Origin of the sequence: Streptomyces xylophagus (assembly GCF_000716435.1) — a bacterium.
GTDB lineage: Bacteria > Actinomycetota > Actinomycetes > Streptomycetales > Streptomycetaceae > Streptomyces > Streptomyces xylophagus.
This window is the reverse complement of the sequence record NZ_JNWO01000028.1, coordinates 41,244-60,476: the sequence shown is the minus strand read 5'-3', so window position 1 is coordinate 60,476 and position 19,233 is coordinate 41,244. Positions and strand designations below refer to the sequence as shown.

Sequence of the window (19,233 nt, the reverse complement as noted above, 5' to 3'; positions counted from 1 at the left end):
ACCTTTCAGTGAACTGGGACGACACGACCGACGAGACCGCCGACGAGCGGCTGGTGGGCTCTGTCGCCGACCGCGAGGACCAGGCCGTCGAGGCCGCCCTGCGCCCCAAGGACCTGGGCGAGTTCATCGGCCAGGAGAAGGTCCGCGAACAGCTCGACCTCGTTCTGCGCGCCGCACGCGCGCGTGGCGCCACCGCCGACCACGTGCTGCTCTCCGGTGCTCCCGGCCTCGGCAAGACCACACTGTCGATGATCATCGCGGCCGAGATGGGCGCCCCCATCCGCATCACCAGCGGCCCCGCCATCCAGCACGCCGGCGACCTCGCCGCGATCCTCTCCTCCCTCCAGGAGGGCGAGGTCCTCTTCCTCGACGAGATCCACCGCATGTCACGGCCCGCCGAAGAGATGCTCTACATGGCGATGGAGGACTTCCGCGTCGACGTCATCGTCGGCAAGGGCCCCGGCGCCACCGCGATCCCGCTCGAACTGCCGCCGTTCACCCTGGTCGGCGCCACCACGCGCGCGGGACTGCTGCCGCCCCCGCTGCGCGACCGCTTCGGCTTCACCGCGCACATGGAGTTCTACGAACCCACCGAGCTGGAGCGGGTCATTCACCGTTCGGCGAACCTCCTCGACGTGGAGATCGACCCCGCCGGCGCCGCCGAGATCGCCGGCCGCTCCCGCGGCACACCCCGTATCGCCAACCGGCTGCTGCGCCGAGTACGGGACTACGCGCAGGTCAAGGCCGACGGCTTCATCACCCAGGACATCGCCGGCGCCGCCCTCAAGGTCTACGAGGTCGACGGCCGCGGCCTCGACCGGCTCGACCGGGGTGTGCTGGAAGCCCTGCTCAAGCTGTTCGGCGGCGGCCCGGTCGGCCTGTCCACGCTCGCGGTCGCCGTGGGGGAGGAGCGCGAGACCGTCGAAGAGGTCGCCGAACCCTTCCTCGTACGAGAGGGTCTGCTGGCCCGCACCCCGCGCGGACGCGTCGCCACCCCCGCCGCGTGGGCCCATCTCGGCCTCACCCCGCCCCGCTCGTCAACCGGGGGAAACGGACAAGGGGACCTGTTCGGGGCGTGACGGCGGGGGCACTGGCCGGGTCAGGAACCCCGGTGCCATGCTGAGCGTTGTTCCATCAGCGTGGACTCGCTTAGACTCCGCCGATGCCGCCTTTGTGGGCGGCGCCGACCACCCCCATCCACCAGGCCGCTCCCGCCGCGGTCGTGCGAAGGAAATTCCGTCCCGTGAATATCGTGACCCTCCTCCCGTTCATCGTGCTCATCGGGGCCATGTTCCTGATGACCCGCTCTGCCAAGCGCAAGCAGCAGGCGGCCGCGTCGATGCGTAATGACATGCAGCCCGGCACCGGCGTCCGCACGATCGGGGGCGTGTATGCGACGGTCAAGGAGGTCAACGAAGAGACGGTCCTTCTCGACGCCGGCCCGGGCGTCGAGCTTCTCTTCGCGAAGAACGCGATCGGCGCCGTCCTCACCGACGACGAGTACAACCGCATCGTCCACGGCGTCGAGCACGACCTGAAGGACGACGCCGACATCGTCCCGGACGACGCCTCCTCCCTCACCGAGACCGACGAGCCCGCCGCCGACTCTTCCGACGACAAGCCCATCGACCTCGGCAAGAAGGACGCGGCCGACGAGCCGGCCGACGCCACCGAGGAGCCGGCTGAGGCCGCCGAGGCCAAGACGGACGAAGAGCCGAAGAAGACCGACGGCGACTCCGACGCGAAGTAGTCACGTCCCGGGAGCGCGGCGCGACCCGCTCGCGCCCCGCGCACCCAGGGCACGTGCGTCGCTCGCACGGGATCCCGACACCATGTCATGGCCGCAGGCCGCGCTGACCCGGCGCGGGGCGGCCCGAGAGGGAGTACGAGAAGGTGGCAGCACCTAAGAGGGGCCGTAGCGCGAGCGCCCAGAGCAAGCCAGGGCGCTCGCTGGCCCTCATCCTGATCGCCATCGTGGCGCTCACCGGTGGCATGTTCGCATCCGGGCACACCACTCCGCGTCTCGGCATCGACCTGGCCGGCGGCACGAGCATCACCCTCCGGGCCGTCCCGGAGAAGGGCCAGGAGTCCGCGGTCAACAAGACCAACATGGACACCGCGGTCGACATCATGAACCGCCGTGTCAACGGTCTGGGTGTCTCGGAGGCCGAGGTCCAGACGCAGGGCACCAGGAACATCATCGTCAACATCCCCAAGGGCACGAACTCGGAGGAAGCCAGGCAGCAGGTCGGTACCACGGCCAAGCTGTACTTCCGCCCGGTCCTGGCCACGGAGGCCTCCGCCGGTACCGCGACGGCGAGCCCGTCGCCCAGCGCGTCCAGCAGTGCCTCCAGCAGCTCGTCGAGCTCGGCCACGCCCAAGGCGACCGGTTCCTCGTCCGCGTCGAGTTCCGCGACGCCGTCGGCCTCCGCCACCTCTCAGGGCCGTGCCGTCAGTGACGCCCTGAAGGCCGACTCCACGTCGTCCGCGAGCCCGAGCGCCACGGCCTCGGCGAGCGCCACCCCGTCGGCGACCAGCAGCAGCGCGGCCAGCGAGGCCGCCGCCAAGCTGGAGGCCCAGTACACCGCGCTCGACTGCTCCAAGAAGGCGGTCCAGAACACCGCGGGCAAGGACGCCAAGGCCACCGACGCGACCGTCGCCTGCGGCAAGGTCTCCGGCGTCTGGTACAAGTACCTGCTCGGTCCCGCCGCCGTCGACGGCACGGACGTCAAGAAGGCGCAGGCCGTCTACAACACGACGACCGCCGCCGGCTGGCAGGTCACCATGGACTTCACGGGCAAGGGTTCCGACAAGTTCGCCAAGATCACCGGCGAGCTGGCGAAGAACACCACCCCGCAGAACGAGTTCGGCATCGTCCTCGACGGCCAGGTCGTCTCCAGCCCGTACGTCAGCTCGTCCATCACGGGCGGCAACGCGGAGATCTCCGGCAGCTTCACCCAGGAAGAGGCCCAGAGCCTCGCCAACATGCTGTCGTACGGCGCCCTGCCGCTGACCTTCAAGGAGGACAGCGTCACCACGGTGACCGCGGCCCTCGGCGGTGAGCAGCTGCACGCCGGTCTGATCGCGGGCGCGATCGGCCTCGCGCTGGTCGTCATCTACCTGCTGATCTTCTACCGCGGCCTGTCGGTCATCGCGATCCCGTCCCTGCTGGTCTCCGCGATCCTCACGTACGTGATCATGGCGCTGCTCGGCCCGGGCATCGGCTTCGCGCTGAACCTGCCGGCCGTCTGCGGTGCGATCGTCGCGATCGGTATCACCGCGGACTCGTTCATCGTGTTCTTCGAACGCATCCGGGACGAGATCCGCGAGGGCCGCTCGCTGCGCCCCTCCGTGGAGCGGGCCTGGCCCCGCGCCCGGCGCACCATCCTGGTCTCCGACTTCGTGTCGTTCCTCGCCGCCGCGGTGCTGTTCATCGTCACCGTCGGCAAGGTCCAGGGCTTCGCGTTCACCCTCGGTCTGACCACCGTGCTCGACGTCGTCGTCGTCTTCCTCTTCACGAAGCCGCTGATGACGATCCTCGCCCGCAGGAAGTTCTTCGCGGACGGCCACAAGTGGTCCGGCATCGACCCGAAGGCGCTGGGCGCCAAGCCGCCGCTGCGCCGCACCCGCCGCCCCTCCGCCCCCGTCGACCCGAAGGAGGCGTGAGATGTCGAAGCTCGGCAACCTCGGCGCCCGACTGCACCGTGGCGAGGTCGGGTACGACTTCGTCGGCAATCGCAAGATCTGGTACGGCATCTCGATCCTGATCACCATCACGGCCATCCTCGGTCTGACGGTGCGCGGCCTGAACATGGGCATCGAGTTCCAGGGCGGCGCCGCCTTCACCACGCCGAAGGGCATGAGCGCCTCGGTCAGCCAGGCCGAGAAGTACGCCCAGGACGCCTCCGGCCACGACGCGGTCGTCCAGAAGCTCGGCGACGGCAGCCTGCGCATCCAGATCGCCGGCATCGACACCGACAAGTCCGACGGCATCAAGACGCAGCTGGCGAAGGACCTGAACGTCAGCTCGGAGAACATCGCCGCGGACCTCGTCGGCCCCAGCTGGGGTGACCAGGTCGCCAACAAGGCCTGGGAGGGCCTGGCGATCTTCATGGTGCTGGTCGTGATCTATCTGGCGATCGCCTTCGAGTGGCGCATGGCCCTGGCCGCGCTCGTCGCCCTGATCCACGACATCACCATCACCATCGGCATCTACGCCCTCGTCGGCTTCGAGGTCACGCCCGGCACGGTGATCGGTCTGCTCACGATCCTCGGTTACTCGCTCTACGACACGGTCGTCGTCTTCGACAGCCTCAAGGAGCAGACCAAGGACATCACCAAGCAGACGCGCTGGACCTACAGCGACATCGCCAACCGGTCGATCAACGGCACGCTGGTGCGTTCCATCAACACCACGGTCGTCGCGCTGCTGCCGGTCGCGGCCCTGCTGTTCATCGGCGGTGGCTTCCTCGGCGCGGGCGTGCTCAACGACATCTCGCTGTCGCTGTTCGTCGGCCTCGCGGCCGGTGCGTACTCCTCGATCTTCATCGCCACGCCGCTCGTCGCCGACCTCAAGGAGGCCGAGCCGCAGATGAAGGCGCTCAAGAAGCGCGTCCTCGCCAAGCGTGCCCAGGCCGCCGCGCAGGGCGAGCAGCCGGAGCCCGAGGTCACCAACCGGTCGGACGACGACTACGACGACGAGCCGGAGGACGCGGCAGCCGTCGTGGGCCCGCGCACTCAGCCGGCGTCCCGCAACCGCGGTCGTGGGCGCCCCTCGGGCAAGCGCCGATGACCGACATCCAGGAGCTGCTGCTCAGCCGTATCCGCGATGTGGCGGACTACCCGGAGCCGGGCGTGATGTTCAAGGACATCACCCCGCTCCTGGCGGACCCGGCCGCGTTCACGGCGCTCACGGACGCGCTCGCCGAGATCGTCGTGAGCACCGGCGCGACCAAGGTCGTAGGCCTGGAGGCCCGCGGCTTCATTCTGGGCGCCCCGGTGGCCGTCCGTGCGGGCGTCGGCTTCATCCCCGTGCGCAAGGCGGGCAAGCTCCCCGGAGCGACCCTCAGCCAGGCGTACGACCTGGAGTACGGCTCCGCCGAGATCGAGGTGCACGCGGAGGACCTCTCGGCCGAAGACCGCATCCTGATCGTGGACGATGTCCTGGCCACGGGCGGCACAGCCGAGGCCTCCATCCAGCTGATCCGCCGGGCGGGCGCCGAGGTCGCCGGCCTCGCGGTCCTGATGGAACTCGGCTTCCTCGCGGGCCGCGCCCGCCTGGAACCGGCTCTGGACGGCGCCCCGTTGGAAGCGCTGCTGGTGGTCTGACGCCGACAGCTCGTCCTGCGTCGATTTCGAGAACGGCCGTCCCGATACCACCGGGGCGGCCGTTCCCGTACCTCCTGGGGACACGGGGCTGTATCAATGTGCGGCTCCGCCGCGTCGTGGACGCGACGGGCCACGACGGCGCGGAGGTCGGCCAGGCGCCTCCGGGCTTTGTCACCCGCCGTGCGACGAGCCGCAACGGTGCGTCGGTCAGGCCGCCGCTGGCCTTCCCTGTCGTTCGCCGTGGGATGTGCTGCGATGGTGCTGTGGTCGGCCAGGCCGCCTCCGGCCGCCCTGTCGCCCGCCGTGGGACGAGTCACGACGGCGCCACAGTTGGCCAGGCGCCTCCGCCCCCTCTCGCCCGCCGTGGGACGAGCCACGGCGGCGCCGCAGTCGGCCAAGTACCCCCGCCCCCGTCGCCCGCCGTGCGTCGAGCCATGACGGCGCCACGGACGGCCAGGCGCGTCCGGCCCCCGTGCCCCGCCCCGAAACACCCCCGCCGGACACCTCCAAGGCGCCCTCACGTCACCTCAGGAATGCCGGCGGCAGCCCCCCGCGTTTCACCCGTAGACGGCCCTCACATCGGGCTGAAGGCGAGCCCGGAGCCCGGGATCGCTACCATGGGCACTCCGGAGCCTGACCGGGGGACCCGGATCGCGCACGAGGAGTCCTCTTGGCAGACGAGGCCCAGCCCCTGACCGCCGCCAAGCCCGAGCCCACCCCGGGCCCCGCGGCGGAGCCCGCGCCCAGCGCGACGACCGCGCCCAGCGAGCCGCGCGGGACGGCGGAGCACGCCCAGACGGCGCCCGCCGACAAGGCGGCCGAGCCTCCGCGCCCCAAGCCGGACCAGCCCGAGCGTCCGTCGGCCACCCCCGCGCCCCGTCCCACCGCAGGCCAGCCCGCACGCACCGGCGGCGGCTCCTCCAACCGCGTCCGCGCCCGCCTCGCCCGCCTCGGCGTCCAGCGCTCCAACCCGTACAACCCGGTCCTGGAGCCCCTGCTGCGGATAGTGCGCAGCAACGACCCGAAGATCGAGACGGCCACCCTCCGTCAGGTCGAGAGCGCCTACCAGGTCGCCGAGCGCTGGCACCGGGGTCAGAAGCGCAAGAGCGGCGACCCGTACATCACGCACCCGCTCGCCGTCACCACGATCCTCGCGGAACTCGGCATGGACCCGGCGACCCTCATGGCCGGCCTGCTGCACGACACCGTCGAGGACACCGAGTACGGTCTCGACCAGCTCCGCCGCGACTTCGGCGACTCGGTCGCCCTCCTCGTCGACGGTGTCACCAAGCTCGACAAGGTCAAGTTCGGCGAGGCCGCGCAGGCCGAGACCGTGCGCAAGATGGTCGTCGCGATGGCCAAGGACCCGCGCGTCCTGGTCATCAAGCTCGCAGACCGCCTGCACAACATGCGCACCATGCGCTACCTCAAGCGCGAGAAGCAGGAGAAGAAGGCGCGCGAGACCCTGGAGATCTACGCGCCGCTCGCCCACCGCCTGGGCATGAACACCATCAAGTGGGAACTGGAGGATCTCGCCTTCGCGATCCTCTACCCCAAGATGTACGACGAGATCGTCCGGCTGGTGGCCGAGCGGGCACCGAAGCGTGACGAGTACCTGGCCATAGTGACCGACGAGGTCCAGACCGACCTGCGCGCCGCCCGCATCAAGGCGACCGTCACCGGCCGACCGAAGCACTACTACAGCGTCTACCAGAAGATGATCGTCCGTGGTCGCGACTTCGCGGAGATCTACGACCTGGTGGGCATCCGCGTCCTCGTGGACACCGTCCGCGACTGCTACGCGGCCCTCGGCACGGTGCACGCGCGATGGAACCCGGTTCCCGGCCGGTTCAAGGACTACATCGCGATGCCCAAGTTCAACATGTACCAGTCGCTGCACACGACCGTGATCGGCCCCAACGGCAAGCCAGTTGAGCTCCAGATCCGCACGTTCGACATGCACCGCCGTGCCGAGTACGGCATCGCCGCGCACTGGAAGTACAAGCAGGAGGCCGTCGCCGGCACCTCCAAGGTGCGCGCGGAGACCCCCAGGACCACCGGCAAGGACGACCACCTCAACGACATGGCGTGGCTGCGCCAGTTGCTCGACTGGCAGAAGGAGACGGAGGACCCCGGCGAGTTCCTGGAGTCCCTGCGCTTCGACCTGTCCCGCAACGAGGTCTTCGTCTTCACGCCGAAGGGCGACGTGATAGCGCTGCCGGCGGGCGCCACCCCGGTGGACTTCTCGTACGCGGTGCACACCGAGGTCGGCCACCGGACCATAGGAGCACGGGTCAACGGGCGGCTCGTACCGCTCGAATCCACCCTGGACAACGGCGACTTGGTAGAAGTCTTCACCTCCAAGGCACCCGGCGCGGGCCCCTCCCGCGACTGGCTCGGCTTCGTCAAGTCGCCGCGCGCCCGCAACAAGATCAGAGCCTGGTTCTCCAAGGAGCGCCGCGACGAGGCGATCGAGCAGGGCAAGGACGCCATCGCCCGCGCGATGCGCAAGCAGAACCTGCCGATCCAGCGCATCCTCACCGGCGACTCCCTCGTCACGCTCGCGCACGAGATGCGCTACCCCGACATCTCCTCGCTGTACGCGGCGATCGGCGAGGGACATGTCGCCGCGCAGAACGTCGTACAGAAGCTGGTGCAGGCGCTCGGCGGCGAGGAGGCGGCCACCGAGGAGATCGACGAGAGCGTGCCGCCGGCGCACGGCCGCGGGCGCAAGCGCCGGTCGAACGCCGACCCCGGTGTCGTCGTCAAGGGCGTCGACGACGTGTGGGTCAAACTGGCCCGCTGTTGTACGCCCGTCCCCGGCGACCCCATCATCGGTTTCGTCACTCGGGGTAGCGGCGTATCGGTTCACCGCAGCGACTGCGTCAACGTGGAGTCACTGTCCCGCGAACCCGAGCGCATCCTCGAGGTCGAGTGGGCGCCCACCCAGTCCTCGGTCTTCCTGGTCGCCATCCAGGTGGAGGCCCTGGACCGCTCCCGGCTCCTCTCGGACGTCACCCGCGTCCTGTCCGACCAGCACGTCAACATCCTCTCCGCGGCCGTCCAGACCTCCCGCGACCGCGTCGCCACCTCCCGCTTCACCTTCGAGATGGGCGACCCCAAGCACCTGGGCCACGTCCTGAAGGCCGTCAGGGGCGTCGAGGGCGTCTACGACGTCTACCGCGTGACGTCGGCGCGCAACAAGTCGTAGGACACACGGCTCATATGAAGAAGGGGCTCCCGTACGTGAAGTACGGGAGCCCCTTCTCCATGCCTACGACGTGCGCCTACGACCGTGTCAGCCGCCGAACTCCTGGAGGCCCTTCAGGGCCTGGTCCAGCAGGGCCTGGCGGCCCTCCAGCTCGCGCTCCAGCTTGTCGGCGCGGGAGGTGTTGCCCTGGGTCCGCGCCTGCTCGATCTGGCCCCTGAGCTTGTCCACGGCGGCCTGGAGCTGACCGGTCAGACCCTCGGCACGCGCGCGTGCCTCCGGGTTCGTCCGGCGCCACTCGGTCTCCTCGGACTCCTGCAGGGCCCGCTCGATCGTGTGCATCCGGCCCTCGACCTTCGGGCGGGAGTCACGCGGCACATGGCCGATGGCCTCCCAGCGCTCGTTGATCGAGCGGAAGGCCGCGCGGGCCGCCTTCAGGTCGGTGACCGGCAGGAGCTTCTCGGCCTCCTCGGCCAGCTCCTCCTTGAGCTTCAGGTTCTCCGTCTGCTCCGCGTCCCGCTCGGCGAAGACCGAGCTGCGGGCGGCGAAGAAGACGTCCTGGGCACCGCGGAAGCGGTTCCACAGATCGTCCTCGTGCTCGCGCTGGGCGCGGCCCGCCGCCTTCCAGTCCGCCATCAGCTCGCGGTAACGCGCGGCCGTGGGACCCCAGTCCGTCGAGGCCGACAGACCCTCGGCCTCGGCGACCAGCTTCTCCTTGGTCTTGCGGGCCTCCTCGCGCTGCGCGTCCAGCGACGCGAAGTGCGCCTTGCGGCGCTTGGAGAAGGCCGACCGGGCGTGCGAGAAGCGGTGCCACAGCTCGTCGTCCGACTTGCGGTCCAGGCGCGGCAGACCCTTCCAGGTGTCCACCAGGGCGCGCAGCCGCTCACCGGCGGCCCGCCACTGGTCGGACTGCGCCAGCTCCTCCGCCTCGACGACCAGCGCCTCCTTGGCGTGCCGGGCCTCGTCGGACTGCTTGGCGCGCTGCTGCTTGCGCTCCTCGCGGCGCGCCTCGACGGTCTCCACGAGCTTGTCCAGCCGGACCCGCAGCACCGCGAGGTCACCCACCGCGTGGTGGGCGTCGACCTGCTCGCGCAGATGGTCGACGGCGGCCTGCGCGTCCTTCGCCGACAGGTCGGTGGTCTTCACTCGCTTCTCGAGGAGGCCGATCTCGACAACCAGGCCCTCGTACTTGCGCTCGAAGTAGGCCAACGCCTCATCAGGGGAGCCGGCCTGCCAGGAACCGACGACCTGCTCGCCGTCGGCCGTACGCACGTACACGGTCCCCGTCTCGTCGACGCGTCCCCACGGGTCGCTGCTCACAGCGCCTCCTCCACATGATGCCTGCACAGGGCCTCTGTGCCCCCGGGCATCGTCCACAGTTTCGTCACGGCCAACATAGGCGACCGGCGGGTTGCCTGTCCGCATCCCGCGCGACCGAAATTTCGCTGTTGACGGTCAGGATTTGGTGACGGTCGCCTTGTTGATCACGACCGTCGCGTTCGGTGCCCCGTCGCCCGCGCCCGTGCTCTCACCGGCCGCCGCGATCTTGTTCAGGACCTTCATCCCGGAGGCCGAGATGGTACCGAACGGGGTGTAACTGGCCGGAAGCTGGCTGTCCTTGTAGACGAGGAAGAACTGGCTGCCGCCGGTGTGCTTCTGACCGGTGTTCGCCATCGCCACCGTGCCCGCCGGGTAGGTCCCGCCCTTGAGGCTGGTGTCCTTCAGGTTCTCGTCCGGGATCGTGTAGCCAGGACCGCCGCTGCCCGCGCCCGTCGGGTCGCCGCACTGCAGCACGTAGATGCCGCTGGTGGTGAGTCGGTGGCACTTCGTGTGGTCGAAGAAGCCCTTGCCGGCAAGGAAGTTGAACGAGTTCACGGTGTGCGGGGCGGCCGACGTCTTCAGCGCGATGTCGATGTCACCGCAGGTCGTCGCCAGCGTCATCGTGTACTTCGCCGACTTGTCGATCGTGACAGCCGGCTCCTTCTTCCACGTCTCCGTCTTGATCTTGCCCGCCGCCGCCTTCTCGCACGGGTCCGGCGCCTTCTTCGTCGCCGAGGCGCTGGGCGTGGGCGTCACGTTCGCGCTCGCGTTGGACTTGTCGTCGTTCTTCATGACCCCGGTCGTGTACAGCGCCACGCTGCCGATCACGATCACGCCGAGCACCGACGCGATCACCGAGTTGCGCATGCGCGCCTTGCGTCGAGCGGACGTACGCCGCTGCTGCTGCCGCAAGAACTTCTCCCGCGCGAGCTGCCGCTTCCGCTGTTCCTGGGTGACCACCGGATTCTCTCCTCATGCGTCTCGTACGTCGACTGGGACGCGTGCGTCTTGTGAGCCGACCGCCTGCGTGTGCCCCGTACCGTATATGGGTTCGCTGAGGATTCGGCAGCGCCGGTAGGCTCTGACCACTGACGCAGGGATCCTTATCCCCACCCGTATCGACACAACGAAGGACGATCGTGCTCATTGCCGGGTTCCCCGCCGGGGCCTGGGGGACGAACTGTTATCTCGTCGCCCCCGCCGCCGGTGAGGAGTGCGTGATCATCGACCCGGGCCATCAGGCCGCCCAGGGAGTCGAGGAAGCGCTCAGGAAGCATCGGCTCAAGCCCGTCGCGGTCGTCCTCACCCATGGCCATATCGACCATGTGGCCTCGGTCGTCCCGGTGTGCGGCGCGCACGACGTGCCGGCCTGGATCCACCCCGAGGACCGCTACATGATGAGCGACCCCGAGAAGGCGCTCGGCCGCTCGATCGGGATGCCGCTGATGGGCGAGCTGACCGTGGGGGAGCCCGACGACGTCAAGGAGCTGACCGACGGTGCGCGGCTGGAGTTGGCGGGCCTGGAGTTCTCGGTCGCGCACGCGCCCGGCCATACCAAGGGGTCGGTGACGTTCCAGATGCCCGAGAACCCGGAGATCCCCTCCGTGTTCTTCTCCGGGGATCTGCTCTTCGCCGGCTCCATCGGACGCACCGACCTGCCCGGCGGCTCCCACGCCGAGATCCTCGACTCGCTGGCCCGTGTGTGCCTGCCGCTCGACGACTCGACCGTGGTGCTGTCCGGCCACGGCCCCCAGACGACCATCGGCCAGGAGCGCGCCACGAACCCGTACCTGCGGGAAGTGGCCGCCGGCCTCGGGAGCTCGGACGCTCCCCGACGAGGAATGTGACGAGAGATTTTCGTGAGCACCTTTCAGGCCCCCAAGGGCACGTACGACCTGATTCCGCCGCGCTCCGCGAAGTTCCTCGCGGTGCGCGAGGCGATCGCGACACCGCTGCGCAACTCTGGCTACGGCTATGTCGAGACGCCCGGCTTCGAGAACGTGGAGTTGTTCGCGCGTGGTGTCGGTGAGTCCACCGACATCGTCAGCAAGGAGATGTACGCCTTCGAGACCAAGGGCGGCGACAAGCTCGCCCTGCGCCCCGAAGGAACGGCCTCCGTCCTGCGCGCCGCCCTTGAGGCGAACCTGCACCGGCAGGGCAACCTCCCGGTCAAGCTCTGGTATTCGGGCTCCTACTACCGGTACGAGCAGCCACAGGCGGGCCGCTACCGTCACTTCTCCCAGGTCGGCGCCGAAGCGATCGGTACCGAAGACCCGGCGCTGGACGCCGAGTTGATCATCCTGGCCGACCAGGCGTACCGCTCGCTCGGTCTGCGGAACTTCCGCATCCTCCTCAACAGCCTGGGCGACAAGGAGTGCCGTCCGGTGTACCGGGCCGCGCTCCAGGACTTCCTGCGCGGCCTGGACCTCGACGAGGAGACGCTGCGCCGCGCGGACATCAACCCGCTCCGCGTCCTCGACGACAAACGCCCCAACGTCCAGAAGCAGTTGACGGACGCGCCGCTGCTGCGCGACTACCTCTGCGACGCGTGCAAGGCGTACCACGAGGAGGTCCGCGAACTGATCACGGCAGCGGGCGTGGCTTTCGAGGACGACCCGAAGCTGGTGCGAGGCCTGGACTACTACACCCGTACGACCTTCGAGTTCGTCCACGACGGACTGGGCTCCCAGTCCGCGGTGGGCGGCGGTGGCCGTTACGACGGCCTGTCCGAGATGATCGGTGGTCCCGCGCTGCCCTCCGTGGGCTGGGCGTTGGGCGTCGACCGTACGGTGCTGGCCCTGGAGGCGGAGGGCGTCGAACTCCAACTCCCCGCGTCCACCAGCGTGTTCGCCGTCCCGCTGGGCGAGGAGGCCCGCCGGGTCCTCTTCGCCAAGGTCACCGAACTCCGCAAGCTCGGCATCGCGGCCGACTTCTCCTACGGCTCCAAGGGGCTCAAGGGCGCGATGAAGAACGCCAACCGCAGTGGCGCCCGCTACACGATCGTCGCCGGCGAGCGTGATCTCGCCGAGGGTGTCGTGCAGCTCAAGGACATGGAGTCCGGGGAGCAGCGAGCGGTTGGGGTGAACGAGATCGTGGCGGAGCTGGAGTCGAAGCTGGGCTGAGGCCTGGTTTCTTCGCCCCCGCCGCCCCTACCCGTCCCATCCTTCTGGGGCTCCGCCCCAGCCCCCGCCAGGGGGCTCTGCCCCCTGGACCCCCGCTCCTCAAACGCCGGAGGGGCTGAGATTTTGCCGGCCAGATTTTTCAAACCCAGGTCCGCATCACTCAGCCCGTCCGGCGTTTGAGGACGAGGCCGTTCAGGCCGATGCGGGGGTCTGGGGGCGGAGCCCCCAGTGATGGGACGGGTAGGGGCGGCGGGGGCGAGAATCCTCAGTCCAGCAACCCGTACCGCATCGCACTCGTCACCGCAGCCGTCCGGTCATCGACCCCCAACTTCCCGAAGACCCGCAGCAGATGGGTCTTCACAGTCGACTCCCCGATGTACAACCGCCGCCCGATCTCCGCGTTCGTGCACCCCTCCGCCACCAACCGCAGCACCGCGGTCTCCCGCTCCGAAAGCCGAGGCCGCTCCGGCTTCGTCCGCAACTGGTCAACCAGCCGAGCGGCCACCGAAGGCGCAAGCACCGTCTCACCGCGCGCCGCGGCCCGCACCGCGTTCGCGAGTTCGCCCCGAGGCAGATCCTTCAGCAGATAGCCGGCCGCCCCCGCCTCCACGGCACGCAGGATGTCCCGGTCGGTCTCGTACGTCGTGAGAACGATCACCCGGCACGCCAGCCCGGCCGCGCTCATCCGCACGATGGAGTCGACGCCCCCGCCGCCCGGCATCCGCAGGTCCATCAGCACGATGTCGGGGCGGAGTTCAGCCGCCAACGCCTCGGCCTGTGGCCCACTCGACGCGTCGGCGATCACGTCGAGGTCCGGTTCGGCGCTGAGCATGGCGCGCAGGCCCTCCCGTACGACGGGATGGTCGTCGGCCAGGACGATCCGGATCATCGGGGACTCCTTAGCGGTGACACCGGCAACCGGACCGTCACCGTCGTGCCCTCACCAGCCGCGCTGCGCACCCGCGCCGTCCCGCCCACCTCGGCGACCCGCGCCCGCAGCCCCGCCAGACCGTACCCGCCGGACACCGCCCCCGGGTCGAAGCCGCACCCGTCGTCCCGCACCGACACGGTCAACGTCTCGTCGGTGTACGTCAGGGCGAGGCACACCGTCGCCGAACTCCCCGCGTGCTTGCGGGCGTTGGCGAGCGCCTCCTGGCAGGAACGCAGGGCGACCACCTCGGGCCCGGCGGGCAACGCACGCACAGGGCCGGTGACTTGGAACGTCGCGTCATGGCGGGCGGCGAGCCGGCGCAGGGCGTCCGGCAGCGTGGCGTCCGCGAGGTCGGCGGGCGCGCCGCCGGCGACCAGGGCACGGGCCTCGGCGAGGTTCTGCCGGGCCGTCTCGTCCATCAGCGACAGGTGACGGCGGGCCTGCGGCAGGTCGTCGTCCAACTCGGCCTCCACCGCCTGGACCAGCATCAGCAGGCTGGTGAAGCCCTGGGCGAGGGTGTCGTGGATCTCGCGGGCCATGCGCTCCCGTTCGGCCAGCGCGCCGTGCGCCGAGGACAGCCGGGAGACCTCGTGGCGGCTCGCGTCCAGCTCGGCGATCAACTCCGCGCGCTCCTGGCTCTGTTCGATGACACGGATGATCCAGGTGCCGAGGGCCATCGAGAAGACCAGGGTGACCACGCCGAACACCGAGTTGAAGAAGACGTCCTGGGCGCTGGGCCACCACAGCAGCGCCCAGCCGATCACGGGCGCGATGTTGATCACGGTCACCGCGATCAGCGCCCAGCGCAGCCGCAGCATCATGAAGCAGGGTGGGACGAGCGCGAAGGCCATCAGCCGGGTCTCGCCGACCAGGACCGCCGACGGCAGGAACAGGGCCATCTGCGCGGCGAGGTAGCCGACGGCCCGCCGTTCGTCGGGCGGTTCGCCCCGCAGGTTCGGGCGCCCGTACCAGACGTAGAGGGGAACCAGCGGCACGAGCAGCCCGGCCGCCACGACGCGCACCGGCCACCCCGGGAAGTTCGTGCCGAGCACGAACACCAGGGTGGCCAGCCAGATCAGGGCGAAGTACGTGTCCCAGAGCCGGAACGAGTGGTCCCAGGCGTCCGTGCCCGTCGCTCCGCCCGAGGCGTTCATCCGTCGCGCCGGTTCTTCCACCGGAAGGTCAGCAGACACAGCACCAATCCTCCGACGCACCACGCCCCGAGCACCAGCGCGATCTTCCCGAACTCCCAGCTCCCGGCCTGCTCCAGCACCTGCGCCGACGAAGGCAGGAACACCCCGCGCAGCCCCTGGCACATCCACTTCAGCGGGAACAGCGCGCCGATGTTGAGCATCCAGTCCGGGATGGTGTCGATGGCGATGTACACCCCGGAGATGAACTGCAGCACCAGGAAGGGCAGTACGACCACGGAGGTCGCGCTCTTGCCGGACTTCGGGACCGAGCTGACCGCGATGCCGAGCAGGGCGCAGGCCGTCAGACCCAGCACGAAGATCCATCCGAAGTCCAGCCACTTCACCGCGGACGAGGGCAGATCCACGTCGTAGAAGGTGGTGCCGACCAGGAGCAGGATCGCCGTCTCCGCCAACCCCGTGACCAGAACCAGCCAGATCTTGCCGAGGAAGTACGCGGCCGGTGGCATCGGAGTGCCGCGCAGCCGGCGCAGCACCTTCTCGTCCCGCTCGATCGCGATCGAGATGCCGAGGGACTGGAAACTCGTCGACATGATGCCGGCCGCCATCATCGCCGGGACGTAGAGCTGCGAGGCGTTGATGCCCGCCCCCTGGACGTCGTCCTTGAAGATCGACGCGAAAAGGAAGAGGAAGACGACCGGGAAGGCGAAGGTGAACACCACCTGTTCGCGCTGCCGGAAGAACTGTTTGAGTTCCAGGGACCCGCGCCGGAGGCCGAGTCCCCAGGCGCCGGGCAGGCGCTTCTCGGAGGTCCTGGACCGGGCCCGTACAGCGGTCGTGGTCGTGGTCATCGCGCGTCCTCCTGTCCGGTCAGCCGGAGGTAGACGTCCTCCAGGGTGGGGCGGCTCACCAGCAGCCCGGGGATCTCGCCGTCGAATCGGTGCACGAGCTCGGCTACGACCTTGGTAGGAGTGTCGGTGTGCTCCGCGCGCGGGGTGCCGTCCGGCTCCGTCCACTCGACGGTGGCTCCGGTGCCGTGGCGCTCGCGCAGGGCGGCCGGTTCGCCCTCGGCGACCACGCGGCCCCTGGCGACGATGGCGAGGCGGTCGGCGAGGTTCTCCGCCTCCTCGAGGTAGTGCGTGGTGAGGAGGATGGTCGTGCCCTCGTCGGAGAGCTTGCGGATCAGGTCCCAGAACTGGCGTCGGGCCGCCGGGTCGAAACCGGTCGTCGGCTCGTCCAGGAGCAGGAGTTCCGGATCGCCGATGACCCCGAGGGCTACGTCGAGACGCCGGCGCTGCCCGCCCGAGAGCCCCTTGATCCGGCTGTCCACCTTGGCTTCGAGCCCCACCAGGCCGATGACCTCCTCGGGGTCGCGAGGGCGCGGGTAGTAGCGGGCGAAGTGTCGTACGGTCTCGCCGACCGTCAACTCCGCGGGTGCGGATTCGTCCTGCCAGACGATGCCCACCCGCGAACGCCACGCGCGTGTGCCCGTCGCGGGGTCCGAGCCGAGCACCGACACCTCGCCCGCGTCCCGGCCGCGGTTGCCCTGGAGGATCTCGATCGTGGTGCTCTTGCCCGCCCCATTGGGCCCGAGCAGCCCGAACACCTCTCCCGTGCGGATCTCGAGATCGATTCCGTCTACGGCGGTCACGTCCCCGTACTGCTTGCGCAGCCCCCGCACATCCACTGCGAGTTCGTTCGCCTGTGCTGTCATGCCTTGAGCATCGTCCGGAATCGAGCGCTCAGGGACGACCGTGCGTACTTCCTTATGTCCACCGAACGGTGGACAGAGGTGCGCGTGCGGCACAATGGCCGTGCCCGAAGAAGGTCCAACTCTCAAGTGACGGATCGGCGTGATGAGCAAGACGACAGTGAAGGACGTCTCCACCGACTCCGAGCCGGAGCACACGGCCGCGGAGCCGCGCACGGTGGGCAGCAGCCGGGCCTTCGCCGTGCTGCTGGTGATCACCGGTGCGGCCGGTCTGCTCGCCGCGTGGGTCATCACGATCGACAAGTTCAAGATCCTTGAGGGCAAGCTCGCGGGCAAGACGTTCACCCCGAGCTGCAGCATCAACCCGATCGTGTCCTGCGGCAGCGTCATGGAGAGCAAGCAGGCCGCGGCCTTCGGCTTCCCGAACCCGATGCTCGGCCTGGTCGCCTACGGCATCGTCATCTGCGTCGGCATCAGCCTGCTGACCCGGGTCAAGTTCCCGCGCTGGTACTGGCTGACCTTCAACTTCGGCACGCTCTTCGGGGTGGCCTTCTGCACCTGGCTGCAGTTCCAGTCGCTGTACCGGATCAACGCGCTGTGCCTGTGGTGCTCGCTGGCCTGGGTCGCCACGATCACGATGTTCTGGTACGTCACGTCGTTCAACATGCGCAACGACTTCCTGAAGGTCCCGCGCCCGGTGAAGAACTTCCTGGGCGAGTTCACCTGGGTCCTCCCGGTCACCCACGTCGGCATCATCGCCATGCTGATCCTGACCCGCTGGGGCACCCAGCTCTGGGCGTAACTCCGGGCCAGACCGCATTGTCAGTGCGGTGACATAGGGTTTTGGACGTGGAGCCCGACCTTTTCACCGCCGCAGCCGAAGCACGCCAGGAGACGGACCCGTCCAGCAGTCCCCTGGCGGTACGGATGCGCCCGCGCACCCTCGACGAGGTCGTGGGCCAGCAGCACCTGCTGAAGCCGGGTTCACCCCTGCGCCGACTGGTCGGCGAGGGCGCGGGCGGCCCCGCCGGACCGTCCTCGGTGATCCTCTGGGGCCCGCCCGGCACCGGCAAGACGACCCTCGCGTACGTCGTCTCCAAGGCGACCAACAAGCGGTTCGTGGAGCTGTCCGCGATCACCGCAGGCGTCAAGGAGGTCCGCGCGGTCATCGACGGCGCCCGCCGGGCTACCGGGGGCTTCGGCAAGGAGACCGTCCTCTTCCTCGACGAGATCCACCGCTTCAGCAAGGCCCAGCAGGACTCCCTGCTCCCGGCCGTCGAGAACCGCTGGATCACCCTGATCGCGGCGACCACGGAGAACCCGTACTTCTCGGTGATCTCCCCGCTCCTGTCCCGCTCCCTCCTCCTCACCCTCGAACCCCTCACGGACGACGACCTGCGCGCCCTGCTCCGCCGGGCACTGTCCGACGAGCGCGGCCTCAAGGACGCGGTCACCCTCCCCGAGGACAGCGAGAACCACCTGCTGCGCATCGCCGGCGGCGACGCCCGCCGCGCGCTCACCGCCCTGGAGGCCGCCGCCGGTGCCGCCCTCGACAAGGGCGAGCCGGCCATCACCCTCCAGACCCTGGAGGAGACCGTCGACCGCGCGGCGGTGACCTACGACCGCGACGGCGACCAGCACTACGACGTGGCCAGCGCCCTCATCAAATCCATCCGCGGCTCCGACGTCGACGCGGCCCTGCACTACCTCGCCCGCATGATCGAGGCCGGCGAGGACCCCCGTTTCATCGCCCGCCGCCTGATGATCTCCGCCAGCGAGGACATCGGCCTGGCCGATCCGAACGCGCTGCCGATCGCGGTCGCCGCCGCCCAGGCCGTAGCGATGATCGGCTTCCCGGAGGCCGCGCTCACCCTCAGCCACGCCACCATCGCGCTCGCCCTGGCACCCAAGTCGAACGCGGCGACCATGGCGATCGGCGCCGCCATGGAGGACGTACGCAAGGGGCATGCGGGCCCGGTGCCGATGCATCTGCGGGACGGGCACTACAAGGGCGCGGCCAAGCTCGGGCATGCCCAGGGGTACGTGTACCCGCACGACCTGCCCGAGGGCATCGCCGAGCAGCAGTACGCCCCGGAGGAGCTGAAGGACCGCGAGTACTACGAGCCCACCCGCCACGGAGCGGAGGCGCGGTACGCGGACGCCGTGGAGTGGACCCGGAAACACCTTGGTCGTAAGCGGTCCTGAGCACCCTGTAGAATCCCTCGAAGCGCTGTGTCCCGTGCGGTCAGAACGGGACGGTCAGCCGGAGCCAGTCAAAGGACCCAGTCCTCGGACCGGCTCCAAGAGCGTCGCGCACCGTTCGAATGGTGTCGCGGGCAGCCCATCACCACCCGTCGCAGGACGGGACCGGTCGGTGGGCCACTCGCGTGCTGCACGTATGTGCCCAGATCAGGGGAGCGGCTGCCCACCAGGTCCCGCAAGGGCCCCGGCGGGTTTCCCCC

The 19,233-nt window shown here is 69.5% G+C and carries 16 protein-coding genes; 10 read left to right on the top strand and 6 right to left on the bottom strand.

Features of this window, described 5'->3' with window-relative positions; all coding sequences use genetic code 11:
- Positions 1 to 8: 8 nt before the first annotated feature.
- The 6 genes from ruvB to OO70_RS41705 all read left to right on the top strand — a co-directional run bounded on the left by ruvB (position 9) and on the right by OO70_RS41705 (position 8,539).
- Positions 9 to 1,079 (top strand): Holliday junction branch migration DNA helicase RuvB, encoded by a 1,071-nt coding sequence (gene ruvB, locus OO70_RS41730; protein ID WP_043684004.1) that lies wholly within the window; start codon positions 9 to 11, stop codon positions 1,077 to 1,079.
- 164 nt (positions 1,080 to 1,243) lie between these two features.
- Positions 1,244 to 1,750 (top strand): preprotein translocase subunit YajC, encoded by a 507-nt coding sequence (yajC, locus tag OO70_RS41725; RefSeq protein ID WP_043684001.1) that lies wholly within the window; start codon positions 1,244 to 1,246, stop codon positions 1,748 to 1,750.
- 143 nt (positions 1,751 to 1,893) lie between these two features.
- Entirely contained in the window at positions 1,894 to 3,666 is a 1,773-nt protein-coding gene (gene secD, locus OO70_RS41720; RefSeq protein WP_078651761.1) for a protein translocase subunit SecD, read from the top strand.
- 1 nt (position 3,667) lies between these two features.
- The gene (gene secF, locus OO70_RS41715; protein ID WP_043683997.1) at positions 3,668 to 4,792 is read left to right on the top strand and encodes a protein translocase subunit SecF; all 1,125 of its coding nucleotides are present in this window, start codon (positions 3,668 to 3,670) and stop codon (positions 4,790 to 4,792) included.
- Positions 4,789 to 5,328, top strand: a complete 540-nt coding sequence (locus tag OO70_RS41710; protein WP_043683995.1) for an adenine phosphoribosyltransferase — start codon at positions 4,789 to 4,791, stop codon at positions 5,326 to 5,328. Before secF ends, OO70_RS41710 begins: the two co-directional genes overlap by 4 nt.
- 670 nt (positions 5,329 to 5,998) lie before the next feature.
- Positions 5,999 to 8,539 carry a RelA/SpoT family protein gene (locus OO70_RS41705; protein ID WP_043683993.1) on the top strand — a complete coding sequence of 847 codons (2,541 nt, stop codon included), beginning with the start codon at positions 5,999 to 6,001 and terminating at the stop codon, positions 8,537 to 8,539.
- Between the two features lie 87 nt (positions 8,540 to 8,626).
- Here the strand turns inward: OO70_RS41705 and OO70_RS41700 are convergent, their stop codons facing one another.
- Positions 8,627 to 9,856 carry a DUF349 domain-containing protein gene (locus OO70_RS41700; protein ID WP_043683991.1) on the bottom strand — a complete coding sequence of 410 codons (1,230 nt, stop codon included), beginning with the start codon at positions 9,854 to 9,856 and terminating at the stop codon, positions 8,627 to 8,629.
- Between the two features lie 135 nt (positions 9,857 to 9,991).
- Positions 9,992 to 10,816 (bottom strand): peptidylprolyl isomerase, encoded by an 825-nt coding sequence (locus tag OO70_RS41695; RefSeq protein ID WP_043683989.1) that lies wholly within the window; start codon positions 10,814 to 10,816, stop codon positions 9,992 to 9,994.
- 179 nt (positions 10,817 to 10,995) lie between these two features.
- On the opposite strand from OO70_RS41695, the gene OO70_RS41690 reads away from it, so the two are divergent.
- Both OO70_RS41690 and hisS read left to right on the top strand, forming a co-directional pair.
- Positions 10,996 to 11,703 carry an MBL fold metallo-hydrolase gene (locus OO70_RS41690; RefSeq protein WP_043683987.1) on the top strand — a complete coding sequence of 236 codons (708 nt, stop codon included), beginning with the start codon at positions 10,996 to 10,998 and terminating at the stop codon, positions 11,701 to 11,703.
- Positions 11,704 to 11,715: 12 nt separating this feature from the next.
- Positions 11,716 to 12,978: a histidine--tRNA ligase gene (gene hisS, locus OO70_RS41685; RefSeq protein ID WP_043683985.1), complete on the top strand. Its 1,263-nt coding sequence runs from the start codon at positions 11,716 to 11,718 to the stop codon at positions 12,976 to 12,978.
- A gap of 265 nt (positions 12,979 to 13,243) precedes the next feature.
- Here hisS and OO70_RS41680 read toward each other — a convergent pair whose 3' ends face one another.
- The 4 genes from OO70_RS41680 to OO70_RS41665 are packed head-to-tail and all read right to left on the bottom strand — an operon-like array spanning position 13,244 to position 16,774.
- Positions 13,244 to 13,867, bottom strand: a complete 624-nt coding sequence (locus OO70_RS41680) for a response regulator (protein WP_043683984.1) — start codon at positions 13,865 to 13,867, stop codon at positions 13,244 to 13,246.
- Entirely contained in the window at positions 13,864 to 15,063 is a 1,200-nt protein-coding gene (locus OO70_RS41675; protein WP_043683981.1) for a sensor histidine kinase, read from the bottom strand. Before OO70_RS41675 ends, OO70_RS41680 begins: the two co-directional genes overlap by 4 nt.
- Positions 15,060 to 15,911, bottom strand: a complete 852-nt coding sequence (locus OO70_RS41670; RefSeq protein ID WP_043683979.1) for an ABC transporter permease — start codon at positions 15,909 to 15,911, stop codon at positions 15,060 to 15,062. The genes OO70_RS41675 and OO70_RS41670 overlap by 4 nt, the downstream gene beginning before the upstream one ends.
- A complete protein-coding gene (locus tag OO70_RS41665; protein ID WP_043683976.1) occupies positions 15,908 to 16,774 on the bottom strand; it encodes an ABC transporter ATP-binding protein in 867 nt (288 codons plus the stop codon). Before OO70_RS41665 ends, OO70_RS41670 begins: the two co-directional genes overlap by 4 nt.
- Positions 16,775 to 16,916: 142 nt before the next feature.
- On the opposite strand from OO70_RS41665, the gene OO70_RS41660 reads away from it, so the two are divergent.
- Together OO70_RS41660 and OO70_RS41655 are read left to right on the top strand one after the other, a co-directional pair.
- Positions 16,917 to 17,573 carry a vitamin K epoxide reductase family protein gene (locus OO70_RS41660; protein ID WP_043683974.1) on the top strand — a complete coding sequence of 219 codons (657 nt, stop codon included), beginning with the start codon at positions 16,917 to 16,919 and terminating at the stop codon, positions 17,571 to 17,573.
- A 47-nt stretch (positions 17,574 to 17,620) separates the two neighbouring features.
- Entirely contained in the window at positions 17,621 to 18,976 is a 1,356-nt protein-coding gene (locus OO70_RS41655; RefSeq protein ID WP_043684068.1) for a replication-associated recombination protein A, read from the top strand.
- The last annotated feature ends 257 nt before the right edge of the window (positions 18,977 to 19,233 follow it).